Annotated in this window: 18 protein-coding genes; 9 read left to right on the top strand and 9 right to left on the bottom strand. The window is 57.5% G+C overall.

Translation table 11 applies throughout. The features are described 5' to 3' along the window. Window positions 1-26 precede the first annotated feature (26 nt). On the top strand, window positions 27-836 hold the full coding sequence (gene dmdD, locus Q0932_RS07645; protein WP_299351055.1) for a methylthioacryloyl-CoA hydratase: 810 nt from the start codon (window positions 27-29) through the stop codon (window positions 834-836). Between the two features lie 14 nt (window positions 837-850). Here the strand turns inward: dmdD and Q0932_RS07640 are convergent, their stop codons facing one another. From Q0932_RS07640 to Q0932_RS07620, 5 genes are all read right to left on the bottom strand, one after another. Continuing rightward, a complete protein-coding gene (locus Q0932_RS07640) occupies window positions 851-1,654 on the bottom strand; it encodes a substrate-binding domain-containing protein (protein ID WP_299351053.1) in 804 nt (267 codons plus the stop codon). Beyond that, window positions 1,651-2,364, bottom strand: a complete 714-nt coding sequence (locus Q0932_RS07635) for an ATP-binding cassette domain-containing protein (protein WP_299351051.1) — start codon at window positions 2,362-2,364, stop codon at window positions 1,651-1,653. Before Q0932_RS07635 ends, Q0932_RS07640 begins: the two co-directional genes overlap by 4 nt. Continuing rightward, complete coding sequence (locus Q0932_RS07630; protein ID WP_299351050.1) at window positions 2,361-3,065, bottom strand: ABC transporter permease; 705 nt, start codon at window positions 3,063-3,065, stop codon at window positions 2,361-2,363. The genes Q0932_RS07635 and Q0932_RS07630 overlap by 4 nt, the downstream gene beginning before the upstream one ends. Before the next feature lie 293 nt (window positions 3,066-3,358). Further along, window positions 3,359-4,294: a GTP-binding protein gene (locus Q0932_RS07625; protein WP_299351049.1), complete on the bottom strand. Its 936-nt coding sequence runs from the start codon at window positions 4,292-4,294 to the stop codon at window positions 3,359-3,361. Then, a complete protein-coding gene (locus Q0932_RS07620) occupies window positions 4,294-6,030 on the bottom strand; it encodes an amidohydrolase (protein WP_299351048.1) in 1,737 nt (578 codons plus the stop codon). The genes Q0932_RS07625 and Q0932_RS07620 overlap by 1 nt, the downstream gene beginning before the upstream one ends. 120 nt (window positions 6,031-6,150) lie before the next feature. On the opposite strand from Q0932_RS07620, the gene Q0932_RS07615 reads away from it, so the two are divergent. Further along, window positions 6,151-7,053: a LysR substrate-binding domain-containing protein gene (locus Q0932_RS07615; RefSeq protein ID WP_299351045.1), complete on the top strand. Its 903-nt coding sequence runs from the start codon at window positions 6,151-6,153 to the stop codon at window positions 7,051-7,053. Here Q0932_RS07615 and Q0932_RS07610 read toward each other — a convergent pair. Continuing rightward, window positions 7,050-7,925 carry a LysR family transcriptional regulator gene (locus Q0932_RS07610; RefSeq protein ID WP_299351043.1) on the bottom strand — a complete coding sequence of 292 codons (876 nt, stop codon included), beginning with the start codon at window positions 7,923-7,925 and terminating at the stop codon, window positions 7,050-7,052. The two genes, Q0932_RS07615 and Q0932_RS07610, sit on opposite strands and share 4 nt — an antisense overlap. 125 nt (window positions 7,926-8,050) lie before the next feature. Here Q0932_RS07610 and Q0932_RS07605 point away from each other — a divergent pair, with 125 nt between their 5' ends. Then, window positions 8,051-9,013, top strand: coding sequence for an NAD(P)-dependent oxidoreductase (locus Q0932_RS07605; RefSeq protein ID WP_299351041.1), 963 nt, complete (start codon window positions 8,051-8,053; stop codon window positions 9,011-9,013). A 305-nt stretch (window positions 9,014-9,318) separates the two neighbouring features. Next, the gene (gene betC, locus Q0932_RS07600) at window positions 9,319-10,839 is read left to right on the top strand and encodes a choline-sulfatase (protein ID WP_299351039.1); all 1,521 of its coding nucleotides are present in this window, start codon (window positions 9,319-9,321) and stop codon (window positions 10,837-10,839) included. A 62-nt stretch (window positions 10,840-10,901) separates the two neighbouring features. Here betC and Q0932_RS07595 read toward each other — a convergent pair whose 3' ends face one another. Further along, window positions 10,902-11,348, bottom strand: coding sequence for an Lrp/AsnC family transcriptional regulator (locus Q0932_RS07595; protein ID WP_299351037.1), 447 nt, complete (start codon window positions 11,346-11,348; stop codon window positions 10,902-10,904). A 132-nt stretch (window positions 11,349-11,480) separates the two neighbouring features. Between Q0932_RS07595 and Q0932_RS07590 the strand changes: the two genes are divergently transcribed. Next, the gene (locus Q0932_RS07590; protein WP_299351035.1) at window positions 11,481-13,004 is read left to right on the top strand and encodes an aldehyde dehydrogenase family protein; all 1,524 of its coding nucleotides are present in this window, start codon (window positions 11,481-11,483) and stop codon (window positions 13,002-13,004) included. A 10-nt stretch (window positions 13,005-13,014) separates the two neighbouring features. Beyond that, complete coding sequence (locus Q0932_RS07585; RefSeq protein ID WP_299351034.1) at window positions 13,015-14,070, top strand: saccharopine dehydrogenase C-terminal domain-containing protein; 1,056 nt, start codon at window positions 13,015-13,017, stop codon at window positions 14,068-14,070. A 75-nt stretch (window positions 14,071-14,145) separates the two neighbouring features. On the opposite strand, the gene Q0932_RS07580 is transcribed toward Q0932_RS07585, so the two are convergent. Next, window positions 14,146-15,039 carry a 2-dehydro-3-deoxygalactonokinase gene (locus tag Q0932_RS07580; protein ID WP_299351031.1) on the bottom strand — a complete coding sequence of 298 codons (894 nt, stop codon included), beginning with the start codon at window positions 15,037-15,039 and terminating at the stop codon, window positions 14,146-14,148. Between the two features lie 9 nt (window positions 15,040-15,048). Next, the gene (locus Q0932_RS07575; RefSeq protein ID WP_366141395.1) at window positions 15,049-15,210 is read right to left on the bottom strand and encodes a hypothetical protein; all 162 of its coding nucleotides are present in this window, start codon (window positions 15,208-15,210) and stop codon (window positions 15,049-15,051) included. A 212-nt stretch (window positions 15,211-15,422) separates the two neighbouring features. Between Q0932_RS07575 and Q0932_RS07570 the strand changes: the two genes are divergently transcribed. Genes Q0932_RS07570 through Q0932_RS07560 form a run of 3 tightly spaced genes read left to right on the top strand, consistent with a single transcriptional unit; the run spans window position 15,423 to window position 20,058 of the window. Beyond that, on the top strand, window positions 15,423-17,831 hold the full coding sequence (locus Q0932_RS07570; RefSeq protein WP_299351029.1) for an FAD-dependent oxidoreductase: 2,409 nt from the start codon (window positions 15,423-15,425) through the stop codon (window positions 17,829-17,831). 3 nt (window positions 17,832-17,834) lie between these two features. Then, window positions 17,835-19,382, top strand: a complete 1,548-nt coding sequence (locus Q0932_RS07565; protein WP_299351028.1) for a trimethylamine methyltransferase family protein — start codon at window positions 17,835-17,837, stop codon at window positions 19,380-19,382. Window position 19,383: 1 nt separating this feature from the next. Further along, window positions 19,384-20,058 carry a TetR/AcrR family transcriptional regulator gene (locus tag Q0932_RS07560; protein WP_299351026.1) on the top strand — a complete coding sequence of 225 codons (675 nt, stop codon included), beginning with the start codon at window positions 19,384-19,386 and terminating at the stop codon, window positions 20,056-20,058. Window positions 20,059-20,076: the final 18 nt, after the last annotated feature.

The following is a 20,076-nucleotide window of genomic DNA, read 5'->3' as shown; positions in this document are numbered from 1 at the left end:
AAAGCGCCTGCCAAAAGGACCCGACCATGAACGATGTTGTGAACCCTGACACCTATGAACGCCTCGCGCTCACCGCGCATGATAACGGCCTTTACGTTCTGTCTCTGAACCGCCCGGAAAAGCGCAATGCGCTGGACGTGGTCACCATCGAAGAGCTGATCCGCTTTTTCAGCGGCGCACGGATTGCCGGGGTCAAGGCCGTGGTGCTGGCTGGCGCAGGCGACCACTTCTGTGCAGGTCTTGACCTGGTTGAACACTGGAAAGCTGACCGCAGCGCCGACGATTTCATGCATGTCTGCCTGCGCTGGCACGAGGCCTTTAACAAGATGGAATACGGCGGGGTGCCGATCATCGCCGCGCTTAAGGGGGCCGTCGTCGGAGGTGGCTTGGAATTGGCCAGCGCCGCCCACGTACGCGTGATGGATGACACCACCTATTTCGCCCTGCCCGAGGGCCAACGCGGCATCTTTACCGGTGGTGGCGCCACCATTCGCGTCAGCGACATGATCGGCAAATATCGCATGATCGACATGGTTCTGACGGGCCGCGTCTATCAGGGACAAGAGGCTGTTGACCTGGGACTGGCGCAGTACTTGGTCGAAGGCTCCAGCATGGACAAGGCGATGGAGCTTGCCTCAAAAGTGGCGCAGAACCTGCCGCTGACCAACTTTGCGATCTGCTCGGCGGTCAGCCATATGAACAACATGTCCGGCATGGATGCGGCCTATGCCGAGGCTTTTGTCGGCGGCATCGTCAACACCCAGCCTGACGCGCGCGCCCGGCTGGAAGCCTTTGCAAACAGGACCGCTGCCCGGGTGCGTCCAAACGACGGATAGGCAGGCGCGCGTGCTTACGGCACCGCGTTAAACACAAACAGCGTCTCACCGTTGATCTGATACCCGTCAATCAGGGCCTGTGCAGCGTCCGAAACCAGCCACGCCTCAAGCTGAAGCGCCAGATCGTTTCTGACGTGATCATGCCGCGCCGGGTTCACCGGGATATAGGCATATTGGTTGAACAAAACCGGATCGCCTGCGAACAGCAACGCCAGATCGCCCTTGTTGCCAAAGTTCAGCCAACTGGCGCGGTCACTCATGATGTAGGCGTTCATGCCCGAAGCTGTGTTCAGTGCTGCCCCCATCCCTGCGCCGACCGCACGGTACCAATCCCCAAAACCATCGACGTCCAGCCCGGCCTTGGCCCAAAGGCTCAGTTCCTTCTTATGGGTGCCGCTGTCATCTCCACGGCTGACAAAGGGGGCCTTGGCGCCTGCAATCTTTTGCAGTGCATCGCTGGCGTTCTGGGCGATCCCCACGGCGGCCGCGTCCGATTTCGGCCCGATGACCACAAAGTCGTTGTACATGATCTCGCGCCGATGGGTGCCAAACCCAGCCGCAATGAACGCCTCTTCGGCCATGCGCGAGTGCACCAGAATGGCGTCGACGTCGCCAGCCTCACCAAGCCTCAAAGCCTGTCCGGTACCAACAACCAGCAGCTGCACCTCAAGCCCCAAGTCTTTTTGAATTTCCGGCAAAAGAACGTCGGACAGGCCGGAATTGTGAAACGAGGTTGTCACCGCCAGTTTCATCTGCTCTGCCGCGGCCGGCGACATCATAGCAACAACGATGCTCAACATACCTAACAGGGATTTCATTCGACGATGTCTCCTTTCAAAAACGCGCGGGCTTGCGCAGTGCTTGGGGTCTCAAAAAAACTTTTGGCGTCGCCCTGTTCATGGATTTTTCCGCCCAGCAGAAACACCACGTCGCTGGCAAGCCTTTTGGCCTGCCCCATGTTGTGGGTCGACATAATCAGCCGGGTGCCATCGCGAACGGCAGTGGTCAGAATGTCTTCGACTTCCCGCATGGCGCGCCCATCCAGCGATGCGCAAGGCTCATCCAAAAACAGCAAATCGGGTGACCGGATCAAAGCGCGACCCAGTGCGAGCTTTTGGCGCTCACCTCCGGACAGCACAGTCGCCGGGCGGCCCAGCGCCTCTTCCAGACCAATGCGGGCCGCCATCTCAGCAGCTTTGGCGCGGGACTCGGTGCGTCGCATTCCAATCAGCCGCAACGGATAGGCCAGATTGTCCTGAACCGTCCGTCGCAACATGACAGGGGTCTGAAACACAAAGGCTTGACGCGCCCGGGCTGTGTCCTGATCACAGGCCCACTCAATCCGACCGGAGTGCAACCGCGCAATGCCGTGCAACATCCGCAACAGGGATGTCTTGCCCGCCCCGTTTGGCCCAATGACGATCGTCGCGCCCCCGGCGTCCAGTGTCAGATCAACCGGACCCACCAAAACTTTGCCATGGCGTCGTGTCACCGCAGCTTCGACGATCAGAGGAAACAGTGCACTCACCAGCGTCCCTCCCGCTCGGTTTGGGTCAACCAGTGGATTGCCAGATTGACTGCGATGGCCAATCCGATCAGCACAAACCCAAGCGCCAGTGCCAAGGCGAAATCACCTTTGCCGGTTTCCAGTGCAATCGCTGTCGTTAGGACACGTGTGTGATGGTCGATGTTGCCGCCGACCACCATGATCGCGCCAACCTCGCCAATCGCACGGCCAAATCCGGCAAGGGATGCCGTTAAAAGCGCCCGACGCCCGTCCCACAACAGCGCTGACATGCGTTGAACATGATTCGTGTTCAATGAAAGCAGCAGGTCATGATAGTCCGACCACAACTCGCGCAGCGCCTGATGCGCGATCGAGGCAATCAGCGGCACGATGATGATCACCTGCGCGACGATCATGGCCGTGGGCGTGAACAACAGCCCAAAAACCCCAAAGGGCCCGGATCGGCTGAGCATCAGGTAAACGATCAGGCCCACAACGACAGGCGGTAATCCCATCAGGGCATTCATCACCGCAATCACAAAGCGGCGCATGCGAAACCGGCGCACAGCCAGTAAAGCCCCAAGCGGCAGCGCGATCACCGTCGCAATGACAAGCGCCGTCAGCGTCACCCTCAGCGAACGCAGGGTGATCTCAACCAGATCGGCATCCAGCGTCACGAGCAGGAAAAAGGCTTGGGACAAACCGTCCCACAAATCACCCATATGCTGGCAACCCCTCTTTGATACACTCTGTCTGAACCCTGATGCGTGGGCCTACAAGGTCGATCAGACGGGTTTAACAGGGATCAATCGGTGCCACACTTGAGAATTCCGCCTTAACACGGATCATCTGCGACAGAAGTGTCCGATCCTCGCGAAAGCCGATCAGATTGGCGGGGATAGTTGTAGCATAGGGCAACAGCGTGGCGGGGGGGGGACGTCCAGTGTTTCGCCAAGTACGCGCAGGGCCGTTGTCAGGCCCAAATCCGCCCCAGCAAGCGTGCCGTCCTCCAGTGTCAGGCGGGCAGCGAAGGGGCTGACAGCAAACCGGCGTCCAGCATGGTCGAAAACTGCTCGGCGTCAAAGGCGCTGCCATCCCCAATCCCTACAATCTGCGTGCGCGGTGCGTCGGGCCATGCGCCAAGGCGTTGAAACGCAACCCGCGCACCGACCTTTTGAAAGGCGATTCGCTCTATCGGAAAGTCGGCGCAATACAGCACACCCTTAGCGCGATAGACGGACAGAGGCAGGGATTTCAAAACCGTTTTGAACTGGGCATAGGGCACAGGCGTCTTTGACGTCCAACTCGCGCTCGCAAAGGACAATCCCGGGTTAGCGGTATGGGACAGATCGCGAGTTTCGTCGCCACGTCCGACATCCAGCAATACCTCAGCCGGGACGCGCCCGTCGATCGCCTCAAATACTGGCTGGTCTGGTAACAACCAGTCCTTTCGCAGCTTCGACACCTCAGACTGTCCCGCAAGATCAGTCTTTGTCAGCACGATGATATCCGCCGCTTCAATCTGGCTTTGCACCAAATCAGCACTGTTCCTGGCCAGCTCTGCAGTGTTGGCGGCATCCACCAATGTCACCACAGCATCCAGCCGGGCGTGTTCCCGCAATTGAGGATAGCCAAACACTGCCGCAATCCGTCCGGGTTGTGACACACCACTGGCCTCGATCAACAGGTATTCGGGCGGCTCGTCTGACCTGAACAGCTCTTCCAATTGCACTACCAGATCGCCTTGGATCGAGCAGCACACACACCCGTTGGACAGCTCCATCACATCCCGCTGACGCTTGGCGATTAACTCGGCATCAATGTTCACAGCGCCAAAGTCATTGACCAGCACGGTGATATTCAAGCCATGGTCACCTTGCAGCAACTGATTGATAAGCGTGGTTTTTCCGGCACCCAGAAATCCCGCGACGATTGTGACAGGTACCCGCATCACAGTTCCACCGGGCGAAAGTTCGGCACGGGCGTCTTCAGCGTCGACTCAAAGTCACTGCCAGCCATCCAGCCATTTGGATCATGCACAACCTCGCCTTCGATCATGGTGAATTCTACCTCGGTCTTGTGAACGCGCCCATGCGGATCACCGTCCAGAATATTCTGATCCAGCACGATCATATCCGCTGTCTTACCAACCGAGATTGAACCTGAGCTGCCCTCGATCCCCATCGCCCAAGCCCCGTTGATCGTCAGCATGCGAATGGTTTCTTCCATAGTGATAGGCTGGCCCAATTGACCTTCCATCTCACCAAAGGGGTTCTGACGGGTGGCCAATGTTTCAAACCCGATCCAAGGATCAATGCTGCTGACGGGCCAGTCGGTACCCATCACCGTCACGCCTCCTGCATCCATCACGCCGCGCACGTTGAAAATCTCGGGCATGCGGTCTCCGAGCGTCGAGCGCGCGCCATATGTAAAGTTCGAAGGATACCAGCTGACCGGAGAGAACTCGGCAATCACGTCAAGCTCGGCAAACCGCGCGAGGTTCGCCTCGTCCAAGAGGGTCGTGTGCGCACATTGGTGGCGCATACCCGGACCGTTTCGGCGGCGACATTCGGCGACCGCGTCCAAGAAGATGTCCGACGACCCATCACCCGTACAATGCGCAATCACCCGGATACGCTTGCGATCCATATCGGTCACCATGTCGGCAATATGCTCTGGCGTCAGGTTCAACGCCCCGCGCCAGTCTTTTTCATTCGGCCAGGGCGACAACAGAAAAGATGTGCGCGGCTCAGAGGTGCCGTCAAAATGGAACTTCACCGCGTTGGCATTGATGCGTGCCGAGCGATAGTAGTGCCGCTCGCCCGCCAAGAGCTCCCAACGCCGACGCACCGGGAAAATGTCATCTTGCCAGCTGATTGCGGCCTCAACGCGCAGGGGCAGACGCCCTGCCAAATCAACCCGACGCAAGGCTTCCAATCGCTGCTCACACACATGCACATATTTGGTCGCCACAACGCCCCGGCTTGATTGGAACCGGGCGCCTTCCTCATAGGCCCGCATCAAGGCCTCGGTTGGAGGCGGCGGCATTGCAGCCATAATCAGGGCATAGGCGCCATCGACCAGAATGCCGTTCGGTTCGCCAGTGATATTGTCGCGCACGATATAGCCGTTGTTGGGATCTTGCGTGTTTTTGTCGACCCCTGCCAACTCAAGCGCCTTTGAGTTCGCCATGCAGCTGCCCCACATGCGGTCCATGATTGCCACAGGCCGATCAGGGATGAAGCTGTCCAGCCACTCACGCCCCGGCTCAATGCCCACTTTGCGCAGGTTGTAGTGCACAAAATGCTTGCCGAAGATCCAACCGTCGCCGGGATGCGCCGCGGCGTAGTTCAGGACGGCGTCTTTAACCTCTTGGGCGGTTGGCGTCTCCAGCCCCACATCCAGATAATCCGAATACTTCGGCCCCAAGGCCAAATCCGGATGGGTGTGCATGTCATAAAGACCCGGCATCGCAAAGGCGCCGTTCAGATCGTGTACCTTGGTGTAGCTCTCGATATGAGCGGCCACCTCGTCATGGTTGCCAATCGCCATGAAACGGCCACGGCGAATGGCGACCGCCTCGACCCAGGGGCGTTCAGGATCGACCGTGTAAATGCGCCCATTGGTCAACACCAATTCGGCGCCCGGCAGCCCATCGGGCGCGTTCGTTGAGTAATGTGTGCTCATGTGATCCATCCCGCTTGTGATATATCTTTCCAACCAATCGACACTTTAACGATGATTTTTTTGTTGAAAATGGTATTTTTTCCATCAATTAGGTGAGAAAAATTTGACAAGAGTGCCATTATGAAAATCAACAACCGATGGATCCCCCTCAAGGCGCTTGAAACCTTTGAGGTCGCCGCCCGGCATCAGAACCTCAGCGCGGCGGCGCAGGAACTGGGGGTAACGCGCAGCGCCGTGAGCCACCAAATCCGCAATCTCGAAGAGGCGCTGGGAACACAGCTGTTTGATCGAACCGGGCGCCGCATTGCGATTTCATCCAAGGCGCATGCCCTTTTGGCCCCATTGCAGGGCGCACTGCGCGACATTTCCTCGGCCGTTCAAAACATCGGCGCGCAGGAAACCGAAGGCACGCTGACGGTTGCCATGCCCTCTTCGTTTATTGCGCTTTGGCTGGCGCAACGCTTGCCAAACTTTCTGACGGCGCATCCGACGCTGCAATTTCGCCGCACGCTTTGGCTGCCCGGCATGCAACCGCTTGACCTGAAAACTCAGATGGCCATCGTTTTCGAAGAAGCGCAGTTTCCTGGCCACCAGGTTGTACCGCTGATTGAATGCCAGATGTTTCCCGTCTGCGCTCCGGGTTACGAAGGGTTGCGGCACACCCACGATGTCCGCGATCTCAGAAACAGCACGCTCATTCACAGCGACGAAGGCGAGGCGTGGGCCAAGTGGTTCACCGCTGCAGGGGCACCACAGATTGATGCACGGCAACACATCTATGCGGGGTCCACTCATGACGCCTTGGCCATCGCACGCAATGGGTTGGGGTTTGCGATCTCGGACAACTATTATGCCCCGCAAACCTTTCTCAGCGGCGATCTAATCCAGCCTTTCGCCCGAAAACTCTCAGCCAAGGCCAACTATTACCTCGTCTCGTCCCCAGAAGACCGCCTGAGTGAGCCGGAACGCGCCTTTCGCGATTGGTTGCTGGAAGAGGTTTCCCTCTACGAGCGGTTCTTCTAATCCTCAAAGATCTCTTCCAGCCAGGCCTCAAACAGTTGCTTGGCCGTGTCATTGACCTCGGGTGGCGACACGCCAACCAAGTAATGACTTTGGGCAATCGGGATCGGAGCGCCGATCTTGGCAATAGGCCGCCCGCTGGAAATGACGTAGTCGGCAAACCGCTCCAACACCACAGCACATCCCCCTCCGGCGGCAACGATGTCGATCGCCGCAATGGTCGTGTCCACGGTATAGGTCGGCACGCGCGACGATGGCACCAGATCATGCGCGCTCAGGTATAGTTGCGACATGTCCTCATACCCAAGAATTTGCACCAAGGGGGCCGCACTCAAAAGGTCAGCGCCGTTTTGCCCCGCGTTGCTGTCACGCGAAATTGGCACAATGCACTCAGTTGAGATTTTCTTATAGGCCACGCCCGTCCAACCGCCCCGTCCCAACCGAATTTCAACATCTACCTCCTGTTGGTCGATGGATTCCGCCCAGATGTTGGACACAATCCGCACGGAAATGCCCGGATGACGCTCGGCAAACTGCGGCAAGCGCGGTGCCAGCCACAAGGCGGCCGTGGAAATCGGCACCCTGACCGTCAACACCTGCGCGCCTTTCGCGCCAAACAGGCTGGTCGTGCTGAGGGCAATGTCACCGAGCGACCGGCGCAACGAAAACGCATAGGCCTGCCCAACTTCGGTCAATGTCAGATTGCGGGCTTGGCGGGTGAACAGTTTGCACCCTAACGAGGCCTCAAGAGAGCGCACATGCAGGCTCAGCGCAGTCTGCGTGATGCCCAGTTCTTCTGCCGCTTGGGTGAAACTCAAATGCCGGGCCGCGCTTTCAAACGACCGGAGCCAGATCAAATTGGGCAGCTTGCTCATGTATCACCAAATTTTCTTTGTGCTTATCGCAATTATTACTCGTTTTACTTTCATTGTGTCACCTCTCTATTTCTTATGAAGAACAATCCATGAGGCCTTGCAGGCCACCATCAGGAGAACATCACATGAAAGTTGGTTTCATCGGCCTCGGCAATGTCGGCCACAAACTGTCCGGATCGCTTTTGCGCAACGGCATTGACCTCACCGTGCACGACCTGAACGATGATCTGGTCGAGGCTTTTGTCGCCAAGGGCGCCAAGAAAGCGGACGGCCCCGCCCAGCTGATGCGCGACTGCGATGCGGTTATCACCTGCCTGCCCTCGCCTGCCGCTTCGGACGCGGTCATGCAAGAGATGCTGCCCGAAGTGACCACCGGCAAAATCTGGATGGAGATGTCCACCACGGATGAGGCCGAAGTGAAACGCCTGGGAGCTATGGTCATGGAACGCGGCGGTGCTGCCGTTGACTGTCCAGTCTCTGGCGGATGCCACCGGGCCGACACCGGCAACATTGCGATCTTCGCAGGTTGTGACCGCGCCACGTTCGAGCGCATTCTACCCTTCCTCACCACAATGGGGCGGCGCATCCTCCACACCGGCGAGTTGGGATCGGCCTCGATCCTGAAAGTGGTGACCAATTACCTTGCTACCGTGCATCTGGTTGCCAATGCCGAGGCGCTGGTCACCGCCAAGGCCGCCGGCATGGACCTCAACACCACCTACGAGGCGATCAAAATCTCTTCGGGCAACTCGTTCAGCCATGTCACCGAAAGTCAGGTCATCCTGAACGGCTCGCGCGACATTTCTTTCACCATGGATCTCGTCAAAAAGGACGTCGGCCTGTTTCAGGAAGTCGCAGACCGCAACAATGTACCGCTCGAGGTTTCACCGCTGATCGTCGACATCTTTGACGATGGCATTGCACGCTATGGCGACCGCGAGTTGTCGCCCAACATCATCAAACGTCTGGAGGACGCCACCGGTCTCGACATTCGCGCGCCCGGTTTTCCACCCGAAATGCTGGATGATGAGCCAGAAGAACCGGGATATGAAGTGATCCCCCAAGGCTCTGCCCGCGCCGCTGAATAAGGCTCTCTGGCGTTGGCGCGTAATATTGTGCGTCGACGCCAAAGAACCATACACAAAACAGTACAAAACGGCGCTGCCGTCAGAGTTTTCTAGAACTGTGTAAATCCCGGACCTGGACGCGTTTGCAGTCTTTTCTTGACGGATTGAGGCAAGCAAGACAGAGTTTTTGACGTGATCCAGCGCGGATCAAAACTGGATGTCAGGCTTTGATGAAATGATGTGCACGCACAAAAAACGCATGCAATACCAGCCCCCTCCGGGAGGCTTCTGAGTAGATTTTCCCAACAAACTCAGGAGTCTGTCTTATGACACAACCCAACATCGTCATCATCATGGCCGATCAACTGGCGCCGCAATTTACCGGCACCTATGGCCACCCGCTTGTGCAAACCCCGAACATGGACGCCTTGGCCCAGTCGGGCATGCGCTTTGACGCGGCTTATTGCAACTCACCCCTCTGCGCCCCGTCGCGATTTTCTTTTATGTCAGGTCAACAGGTGAGCCAGATCGCCGGCTACGACAACGGCGCCGAATTCAAGGCCTCGATCCCCACTTTCGCGCACTACCTGCGCCAGATGGGATACCGCACGTGCCTGTCCGGCAAGATGCATTTCGTCGGCCCCGATCAAATGCATGGTTTCGAAGAGCGTCTGACCACAGACATCTACCCCTCAGATCACGCCTGGACCCCGGACTGGGAACAACCCGACGAGCGGATCGACCACTGGTATCACAACATGGACGCGGTGCGCCAAGCCGGTCAGGCCATGACGACGTTTCAGTATGAATACGACGAAGAGGTCACGTTTCTGGCCCGACGTCGCATCTTTGAATACGCCATGCAGAAAACTGCCCCCTTTGCGATGCTGGTCAGCCTGATCCATCCCCATGACCCCTATGTCGCACGACCGGAATTCTGGAACCTCTATGACCCGGATGACATCGACATGCCCAGCACCGGACCGGGGGATGACCCACATACGCAACGCCTGCGCGCTGGGATCGAGGCGGATAAGGCTGATTTGTCCGATGAGGACATCCGCAATGCGCGGCATGGCTATTACGCCAACACAAGTTACTTTGACAGCAACGTCGGGCGCATTGTGCAAACCTTGAAAGAGGCCGACCTGTTCGACAATACCATCGTCATTGTCACAGCCGACCACGGCGACATGCTGGGCGAGCGCGGTCTTTGGTACAAAATGAACTTCTTTGAACACTCGGCGCGCGTGCCATTGATTATGTGTGGCCCCGGCGTTGCCACGGGCACGCAGGATGCACCGGTCTCATTGGTTGATTTGTTGCCGACATTCGTCGACATAGCCGCCTCGACGGGACAGGACGCGCCAGAGATGGGCATGCCGGTTGGCGGCGAAAGTCTTTGGGCGATGGCCAAAGGTGAGGCCGCCGGAGATCGCACCACCTATGCCGAATACTGTGCCGAAATGGCGTCTCATCCCATTCTGATGATCCGAAGAGGCGCCCATAAATACATCCACTGCGAGGTCGACCCACCGCAACTTTTCAATGTTCATGACGATCCGTTGGAACAGGTCAATCTGGCAACAGATCCCGAACATGCAGCGCTGGCATCCGAGTTCGCACAGGAAGCCGAGAATTACTGGGATGCAGAACAAGTAAGAGCGGACGTGCTGGCGACGCAGAAGCAACGACGTGCCGTACACGCGGCGATGGTCAAAGGTAAGATGACCTCGTGGGACTATGCGCCTCCACGCGATGAGGCTAATGAGTTTGTGCGCAATCACGTATCATGGGACGACGTGTTGCACCGCATGCAGTATCCGGCACCGGGTGAAGGGCACTAGATACGCCCAGTATCGTTAGGACATTGGCTCACCGTGCAGTCTTTGCGCGGTGAGACCGACAGTCACTTGCGACGAAGCTCGGTTTTACGGCTGCTGATCGTAGACAGTTTGATGTGGCTCTGAGTTTCGGCAACATCTGGTAATGAGCGGATTCGATCCAGTGTCTTTTCCAGCCTCTTCAACGAGGCGCTGCGAACTTCGACCACCATATCAAAATTCCCGCTAAGCGTATGTATTTCAAATATTTCCTCAATACGCTTGAGCGCCGCGATGGTGACTTTACCATCGTCGGCCTTAAGTCGGATCATGGTCAACGCACTGACCTGATGATCGTCTTCTGACGATCCCAACTCGACGGTGAACCGCTGAATCACGCGTGTGTGCAAAAGTTTGTCGATGCGGTTTTGAACCGTGCCACGCGACACACCCAAATCAACAGATAGATCCGTGACCGACGTTCGCGCGTCTTTGGTCAACAATTGCAATAGTCGATGATCCAGATCGTCCATGCGTCCCTCCCTACATCGCACTTTCCCTAAATGACATAAATTTCCCGAATTGATAGAAAAATTAGCATTTTGATTGACGCTTCTGCAGAGAACACTTGGCTCATCAAATTCGGACACCCAAGGAACGCCCCCATGACCGCAGCCCCCTCCGCACACGACTTTCGCAAAATCCTATCCAATTGCGGCCTGACCGATGCCGACACCCAAGGCGGTGAGCTGGTGGTCACGACGCCTGTGGACGGCAGCGAGATTGCGGCCCTCAAGATGCACAGCGTCGCCGACGCGCAAACGATGATCGCCAGCGCCAAAGACGCGTTCCATTCTTGGCGCAAAGTCCCGGCACCCCGCCGCGGTGAACTGGTCCGCCTGTTGGGTGAAGAATTGCGCGCCGAAAAGGAAAATCTCGGACGGCTCGTGACGCTGGAATGCGGTAAAATCTATCAAGAAGGTCTGGGCGAAGTACAAGAGATGATCGACATCTGCGACTTTGCCGTTGGTCTTTCCCGCCAGCTTTATGGCTTGACCATTGCCTCGGAACGCCCCGGTCATTCGATGCGTGAAACCTGGCATCCAATGGGCACCTGCGGTGTCATCACCGCGTTCAACTTTCCTGTCGCCCCGTGGTGCTGGAACGCAGCGCTGGCGCTTGTCTGCGGTGATCCAGTCCTGTGGAAACCTTCCGAGAAAACCCCGCTGACCGCTTTGGCTGTGCAGAAAATCTGCGAAACCGTCATGCACAAGTTTGGCGACGATGCGCCCAAGGGCCTCATTCAGACGCTGATTGGTGAACGTGACCTTGGGCAAGCCATGACCGCTTCCACGGATGTGGCGATCATTTCTGCCACAGGGTCCGTGCCGATGGGGCGCAACGTGGCGCGTGACATGGCAGACCGTCTGGGCCGGAACATTCTCGAACTTGGCGGCAACAACGCCATGATCGTGGCCCCGTCTGCGGATCTGGAAATGGCCTTGCGCGCGATTGTGTTTTCCGCCGTTGGTACCGCCGGTCAACGCTGCACCACACTGCGCCGCCTGATCGTGCACAATGACGTTTATGACGCGCTGATCCCGCGCCTGATCAAAGCCTATGAAACCCTTCCAATTGGCGACCCGCTGAGCGATGGCGCGTTGGTCGGCCCGTTGATCGACACACAAGCGCTGACGGCGATGATCAGTGCGCTTGAGACCGCGTCCGCCGAGGGTGGTACTGTGCATGGTGGCCAGCAAGCCTTGGGTGCGACGCATCCCAACGCGGCCTATGTGCACCCGGCCATTGTCGAGATGCCTGCACAAACAGCCATCATGCATCACGAAACCTTTGCGCCGATCCTATATGTCGTCAAATACGACACACTGGACGAGGCGATTGCACTGCAAAACGCCGTTCCGCAGGGGCTGAGTTCCTGCATCTTTTCTACCGATGTCCGCGAGACTGAAACCTTCTTGTCAGCCGAAGGCTCGGACTGTGGCATTGCCAATGTGAACATCGGCCCTTCGGGTGCAGAGATTGGCGGTGCGTTCGGCGGAGAGAAAGAAACCGGCGGCGGACGCGAAAGCGGCTCGGACGCCTGGAAAGGTTACATGCGCCGTCAAACCAACACCGTGAACTACTCGCGCGAATTGCCTCTCGCGCAAGGCATCAAGTTTGACATCTAAGGATAAACACATGAAAAAGATTGCTATTCTCGGCCTGGGTAAGGTCGGGGCTCTGGCCGCACGCCTGCTGCACGAGTCCGGTTTTGATGTCACGGGACATGATTTACATGCGCCCCGCGAAGAGATGCCGTTTCCAGTTTTGTCGACTGACGTGACAGATCAATCCGCTTTGGCCGCATTGTTTGCCAAACATGACGGGGTGTTGTCCTGTTTGCCTTACCACTTGAACATTGCCGTGGCGCAGACCGCGCATGCAGCAGGTATTCACTATTTCGACCTGACCGAAGACGTCCCGACCACCCAAGCCATTCTTGAGCTGAGCAAGACGGCCAAGGGTGTCATGGCGCCGCAATGCGGTCTGGCGCCGGGCTTTGTGGGAATCGTAGGTGCCAAGCAGATTGCCGATTTCGACCATTGCCGATCGTGCCGCATGCGCGTTGGTGCCCTGCCCCAGAATCCAACGGGGCTGATGGGCTATGCGTTCAACTGGTCACCAGATGGGGTCGTGAATGAATACCTAAACGATTGCGAAGTGATCGAAGGGGGCGTGCAAAAATGGGTCTCACCGATGGAGTGGCTGGAAACGCTCTATATCGATGGCATGAAACTCGAAGCCTTCACCACGTCAGGGGGCTTGGGCACCATGTGTGACACATACCTCGGATCCGTCGATAATATCGACTATAAAACAATGCGTTACCCCGGTCACGCCAATCTGATGAACTTCTTCTTTCATGAGCTTTTGATGCGCGACCGCAAAGAAGAGGCCGGAGACATTTTGGTCAATGCCAAGCCCCCCACGGACAATGACGTGGTGTACATCCACGTCGCCTCGGAAGGCGAAATCGCCGGGCGTTTGCACCGCGAAGAATTTGTGCGCGCCTATCGCCCAATTGAGATTGCCGGCCAGATGCGGACGGCCATCTCGTGGACGACGTCTGCCTCGGTTGTTGCCGTCATCGAGATGGTGCGCGATGGGCTGTTGTCGGATCGCGGATTTCTGAAACAGGAAGACATCCCCTTGGAGATGTTCCTGAAAACCCGCACCGGGTCACTTTACGCCTAAGCCAAGCGTACCGGCCTCTCCACCTTCTGAGCATTGGGCTAGTGTTCCGGAGAATAACAAGCAACAGATCTCTTCTTATTTTCGATCTACCAGACTGGCATGCGCAGCGGCCAATCCCGCAAGGGTCATCTCATCACGCTCGAATACCTGCGCCGGAACGCCTTGCAGCTTAAGTGCCGCAGCATAGTGGCCAGCCAATCCGGACGCACCAATTAAAGCCACTTTCTGGCCCAGCCAATAGGGGCGGGCCGCGGCCAGTTCTGCGCCAATCAAATACCCCGACAAACGCGCCCGTGCCGTTGCCTTGGACTGTCCGTGTAAGAGATCCTGCGCCCTGAGCCCAAACAGGCGTGCCGCCAAGCTTTCTGGGCGCGACATGCTATCCCCAAGCGCATCAACGAATGCTTCCTGATCCCCCCCCTCGCCAACCGAATGGCGCAAGACTGAAGCTTCGGACAAGAGATCAAACATTTCGCCCGTCATAAATGTTTGAAAACTCACCACTTCATTGGCACTGACGTGCGCCCATTTGGTATGGATCCCCGGCAAACAAACGACGCCATCCCAGTTTTCATGGCGCGCGAGGAAACCAGCGACTTGGGTTTCCTCTCCGCGCATCGCATCGGCAGGCCGTTCTTGTTTCAAGCCCGGCACAACATACACCCGCAGCCGCGGGTCCGTGCCCTGCACCTGGAACAACCGTTCCGGAAAAGGCGAGACAGGCACCGCACTATAAGGCGCTTCAACCCACCCCTGTCGAGCACCGACCATGCCGCAAGCCACAACGTCTATGGGGCCGCCTTCCAGCCAATCTTCGACAAGGTTCAAAAGCGCAGGTTCAAAAGCGTCTTGTGAAAGGCGTCCCATCCCATTTGTCGAGCTGGCCTCGGCCAGAACGGTTTCGCCCTGCATTGCCCAAGCGCGCAGGCGTGAAGTGCCCCAATCCACCGCAATCCAATCTGCTTTCATGCTTGTCACCTATCCCGAAACCACAACGCCGCCATCAACAGCCACACAATGCCCCGTCATCATACGGCTCGCCATAGACGCAAGAAACAAGGTCGGCGCGACAAAATCGTCAGGCGCCCGGTGCTCTTTCCGGCATTGACGCCCCAGATGCGCTTCTAAAGCTTCGGGCATTGACCACAAGTCCAGCTGTTTTCGAGGCCGCCAAATTTTCAAGGTGGCGTCACCATTCACGCAACTTTAGTTTAGACCGCCCAAACCAGCGAGAAAAAAATTCTGGACAAGACTGTCCAGGCCCTTCCATACAATTAGACAGAAATGTCCAATGCTTGTGATGAGTCGGCTTTTGCTGCTTCTCATCAGCCATACTTTCGGGGAGAAACATCATGAAATCGCACTATCGTGCCGTTGTGATCGGGGGCGGCGTTGTCGGCGCCTCGGTGTTGTACCACTTGGCGAAATTCGGCTGGACGGACGTTTGTCTGATTGAACGCGGCGAGTACGCCTGTGGCTCATCATGGCATGCGGCCGGAGGCATTCATGCACTGAACGCCGATCCAAACATGGCCGCGTTGCAAGCCTATACCATTGATCTGTTGTCCGACGTTCAGGAAGAGTCAGGGCAAGACATCAACCTGCATATGACAGGCGGACTGACACTTGCCGGCACTCCTGAGCGCTGGGAATGGCTGCAATCGGCTTATCGCACGTTTCAGTCCATCGGCATTGACGATTGTCGCCTTGTTACTCCCGAGGAAGCGGGGCAGCTGAACCCGGCCATGTCGACCAAGGGCATACTTGGCGGGATGTGGGCAGATCGCGAAGGGTATCTCGACACAACATCAACCGTGGTGGCCTATGCAACGGCAGCGAAGAAACGCGGCGCCGATGTCGTGTTGCGCAACCGTGTTCTGGAACTTCATCAAACGCCCGACGGTTGGAAGCTGGTCACCGAACAAGGCACCGTCACCTGCGACCATGTCGTGAATGCGGGTGGCCTTTGGGCTAAGCAACTGGGACGTATGGCAGGCATTGAATTGCCGGTGAGCCCACTCAAACACCACTACTTTGTCACGGAGAGCGTGCCCGAAATCGAAGCGCTGGATTTTGAGGTGCCAATGACCGTGGACCTTGAAGGGTTTACCTATACTCGTCAGGACCAAAAAGGCCTGATGGTCGGCATTTACGAGCTGAACCATGAGCATTGGGCCATGGACGGGGCACCTTGGGATTATGGTCAGGAGTTGTTCAAGGAACAGACCGACCGGATCGAAAACGAATTGATGTGCGCCTATGATCGCTATCCGGCGCTTGAAAACGTTGGCATCAAGACCTGGGTCAACGGTGCATTCACCTTCTCGCCCGACGGCAACCCGCTTGTCGGCCCCGTTCCGGGGAAACGCGGTTACTGGACGGCATGCGGCGTGATGGCTGGCTTCCTCCAAGGGGGCGGCGTTGGCAAATCGCTGGCCGAATGGATGATCCACGGCGAACCCGAAGCGGATGTCTTCTGTATGGATGTGGCCCGCTATGGCGACTATGCGCAAAACAAACGCTACATCAAGGAAACCACCGGCCAATTCTATTCACGCCGCTTTGTAATGACCTATCCCAACGAACAACTGCCCGCCGGGCGTCCCTTGAAAATGGCACCGGCCTACTCGGACATGACCGCTGCTGGTTGTCGCTGGGGTGCATCCTGGGGCCTGGAAGTGCCCCTGTATTTTGCCCCATCCGAAGATTTCATTGAGGGCCACACGCTGAAACGCTCAAACGCGCTCGAGATTGTGGCCGAGGAATGCAAAGCGGTGCGCAACTCTGTTGGGCTGCTGGATATCTCAGGCTTTTCGCGCTTCGAGGTTTCGGGCAAAGGGGCAGAAGCATGGCTGAACAAAATCATGGCCTCGAAACTGCCCGCCCCCGGACGCGCACGACTTGCCCTGATGCTGTCCGAAGAGGGACGCATGAAGGGCGACCTGACGGTGTTCAACTGGGGCGACGGCACATGGTGGATCATGGGCAGCTACTACCTGCGTGAATGGCACATGCGCTGGTTCAACGATCACATGGCGGATGGCGTCACGTTGCGCGACATTGGTGATGCAACAGTCGGCTTTAGCTTGTCGGGGCCGAATAGCCTGAAAGTGATGGAAAAACTGACGGAAGGCGCCATTGGCGACCTGCCGTTTATGGGATGCGGAACCTTTGACATCGGCCTGATCCGCGGCAAAGTGGGGCGCCTGTCAGTCACCGGAGAGCTTGGATACGAAATCCATTGCTCCGCTGCAGAACACATCACATTGCGCGAAACACTGCTTCAGGCGGGCGCTGATCTGGGCATCAAAGAGGTCGGCTTTAACGCTCTGCTCAGCCTACGACTTGAAAAGAGTTTCGGTATCTGGAGCGCCGAGTTCACCCAAGGCTACACAGCCGGGCAAACCGGCATGGATCGCTGGATTGATTGGCAGAAGGGCGACTTTGTCGGCCGTAGCGCGGCGATACAGGAACGTGATGGAAACGGGCCAGATCAGCTGGTCGTTACTATGGAGATCGATGCCTCTGACGCCGATGCCAGCGGGTATGAACCAGTTTGGAATGGCGATCAGCGCGTCGGATTTGTGACCTCAGGCGGCTATGGCCATACAACGGGTAAATCACTGGCAATGGCCATGATTGACCGCGCTGTCGCGCAAGAAGGCACTGAGTTGAGCGTGCATATCGTTGGAGAGGAACGCCCAGCCAAAGTCATTGCAGCGTCTCCCTATGATCCACAGGGCAAGGCAATGAGAGGGTAGTTCATGAGCATGGATGAACCCGCACGCAGCGGTAGGCGACGACGTGGGCGCGGCCCCTCTGAGGCACCCAAACGCGACGTGAACTACCGTCAGTTGCGCAATCTGTTTCCACCAATGGATGTGTTTCCGGCGGACCGGATTGCCCAGATGCATGAGACAGCGCTGCGCACGTTGGAAGAGTTGGGAATGAAGGTGCTGTTGCCCGAGGCGCGTACGCTATTCGCCAAAGGCGGCGCGCGTGTCGATGAAGACAGCGAAATGGTCTGGATTGGCCGCGACATGGTCGAGGCTGCCATCACTTCGGCACCCAAGTCGATCCATTGTCATGCGGGCAACTCCCAACGGGATTTTGTTCTGGAACTGGGCAGTCTCGTGTTTCAGGCGGGGGCTGGCGCACCCAACGCGACGGATCTGGAGCGGGGCCGCCGCCCCGGTTCCGCGCGCGACTACATCGAATACCTGAAACTGACCCATCACTTTGACGTCTTCCAGATGATCTCGCCGCAAGTCGAGCCCCAGGACGTCGCGCCGCACTTGCGCCATTACTTCACGACCGAGGCACAGGTGACACACAGCGACAAGTTCCCTTTTGTCTTTTCCCGTGGCACGCCGCAGGTGATGGATTGCTTCGAGATGGTCCGGGATTTCCGTGGGCTGTCGGATGAGGCGTTTCAGGCAGGGCCGCACTGCTACACGATCATCAACACCAACAGCCCGCGCACGTTGGACATTCCGATGGCCCAAGGCCTGATTGATTTCGCCCGACATGGGCAAATGTCGATTGTAACCCCCTTCACGCTCATGGGGGCAATGGCGCCAATCACCGTGGCCGGCTCGATCACGCTCAGCCATGCCGAGGCGCTCGCGGCGATCACCTTGACGCAGCTCACCAATCCCGGTGCACCGGTGTGTTATGGAACGTTTACATCAAACGTGGACATGAAAACCGGCTCACCCGCCTTTGGAACACCCGCGCATTTTCAGGCCTCGCTCGCGGCGGGACAGCTGGCACGACATATCGGCCTGCCATGGCGTTCGGCGGCAGGGTCGGCCTCAACCAGCAACGATGTGCAGGCCGCCAACGAGAACCAATTCGGTCTTTGGGGGTGCCTGATGGCGGGTGCCACCGTGATCATCCATTCTGCCGGATGGCTCGAAGGTGGCCTTACCGTGTCTTACGAAAAACTGGTGACGGATGCCGAAGTGCTGAACATGGTGGCGGAACTCTGCGCGGGCGCGAAGGCCGGCGAGGATGAGATCGGTTTTGACAGTGCACTCAGCGCCGTCGACCCGAGCGGCCATTTCTTTTCGGCGCCGCAAACTATGGCACGTTACAACACCGAGTTTTATGAACCGGTCGTGCATGACTATGCCAATTTCGGCACATGGACAGAACGCGGCGCCAAGGATGCGTCTACCCGCGCAACAGAGGTCTGGAAAGACATCGTTGCCAGCACGCCCGACCTTGGGATAGACGGAGAAAAACTAGCATCTCTGCAAGATTTTATCGCCAAACGGAGCGCCGAGGGCGGCGCGCCACCCGAAAGCTGACATGAACAAACGCGCAAATCCTGTTCTGCACCGCGACGATCCGGACAAGGCCCCATTGCACGGCCATGTCAAAGTCACGCGCGAAGACTGGCTGAACGTGGCCCGAGATGCCTTGGTCAATGATGGCGTCGGCGAGGTTAAAGTGTTGACCTTGGGTGAGCGACTGGGCGTCTCTCGGTCCAGCTTTTACTGGTATTTCAAGAGCCGCAAACATTTGCTCGAGGCGCTGCTGGATGATTGGGAGCAACGCAATACCCAGTTGATCATCACCAATACTGAACTGCCTGCACTTAACATCACTGAAGCTGCCTGCAATTTCTTTCGCTGTTTCGTTGATCCAAGTCAGTTTGATCAGGGGCTGGATTTCGCGGTGCGCGAATGGTCCAGACGTGAAACCTCTGTCCGCCTTCGCATTGACGCGGCAGACACAGCGCGGATTGCAGCTGTGGTGCGCATGTTCCAGCGCCACGGCTATTCAGACTACGAGTCGGACACCCGCGCACGCATCATCTATTTCATGCAGTTGGGCTATCACGCATTGGAAGTGCGCGAGTCGATGAAAACCCGGATGGGTCGGCTTGAGGGGTATCTCTTGGGGTTCACCGGCGTGGCGCCGGACCCCGAAGCTTTAAAGACCTTTATAGATTTTGCGCAATCAATCGACAGCCACGGCTGAGCGACCATCTCGCACCAG

Source organism: uncultured Shimia sp. (genome assembly GCF_947498095.1).
Lineage (GTDB): Bacteria > Pseudomonadota > Alphaproteobacteria > Rhodobacterales > Rhodobacteraceae > Shimia.
Note: the sequence above shows the minus strand (reverse complement) of the source record. Positions and strands in the feature narration are given on the sequence as shown.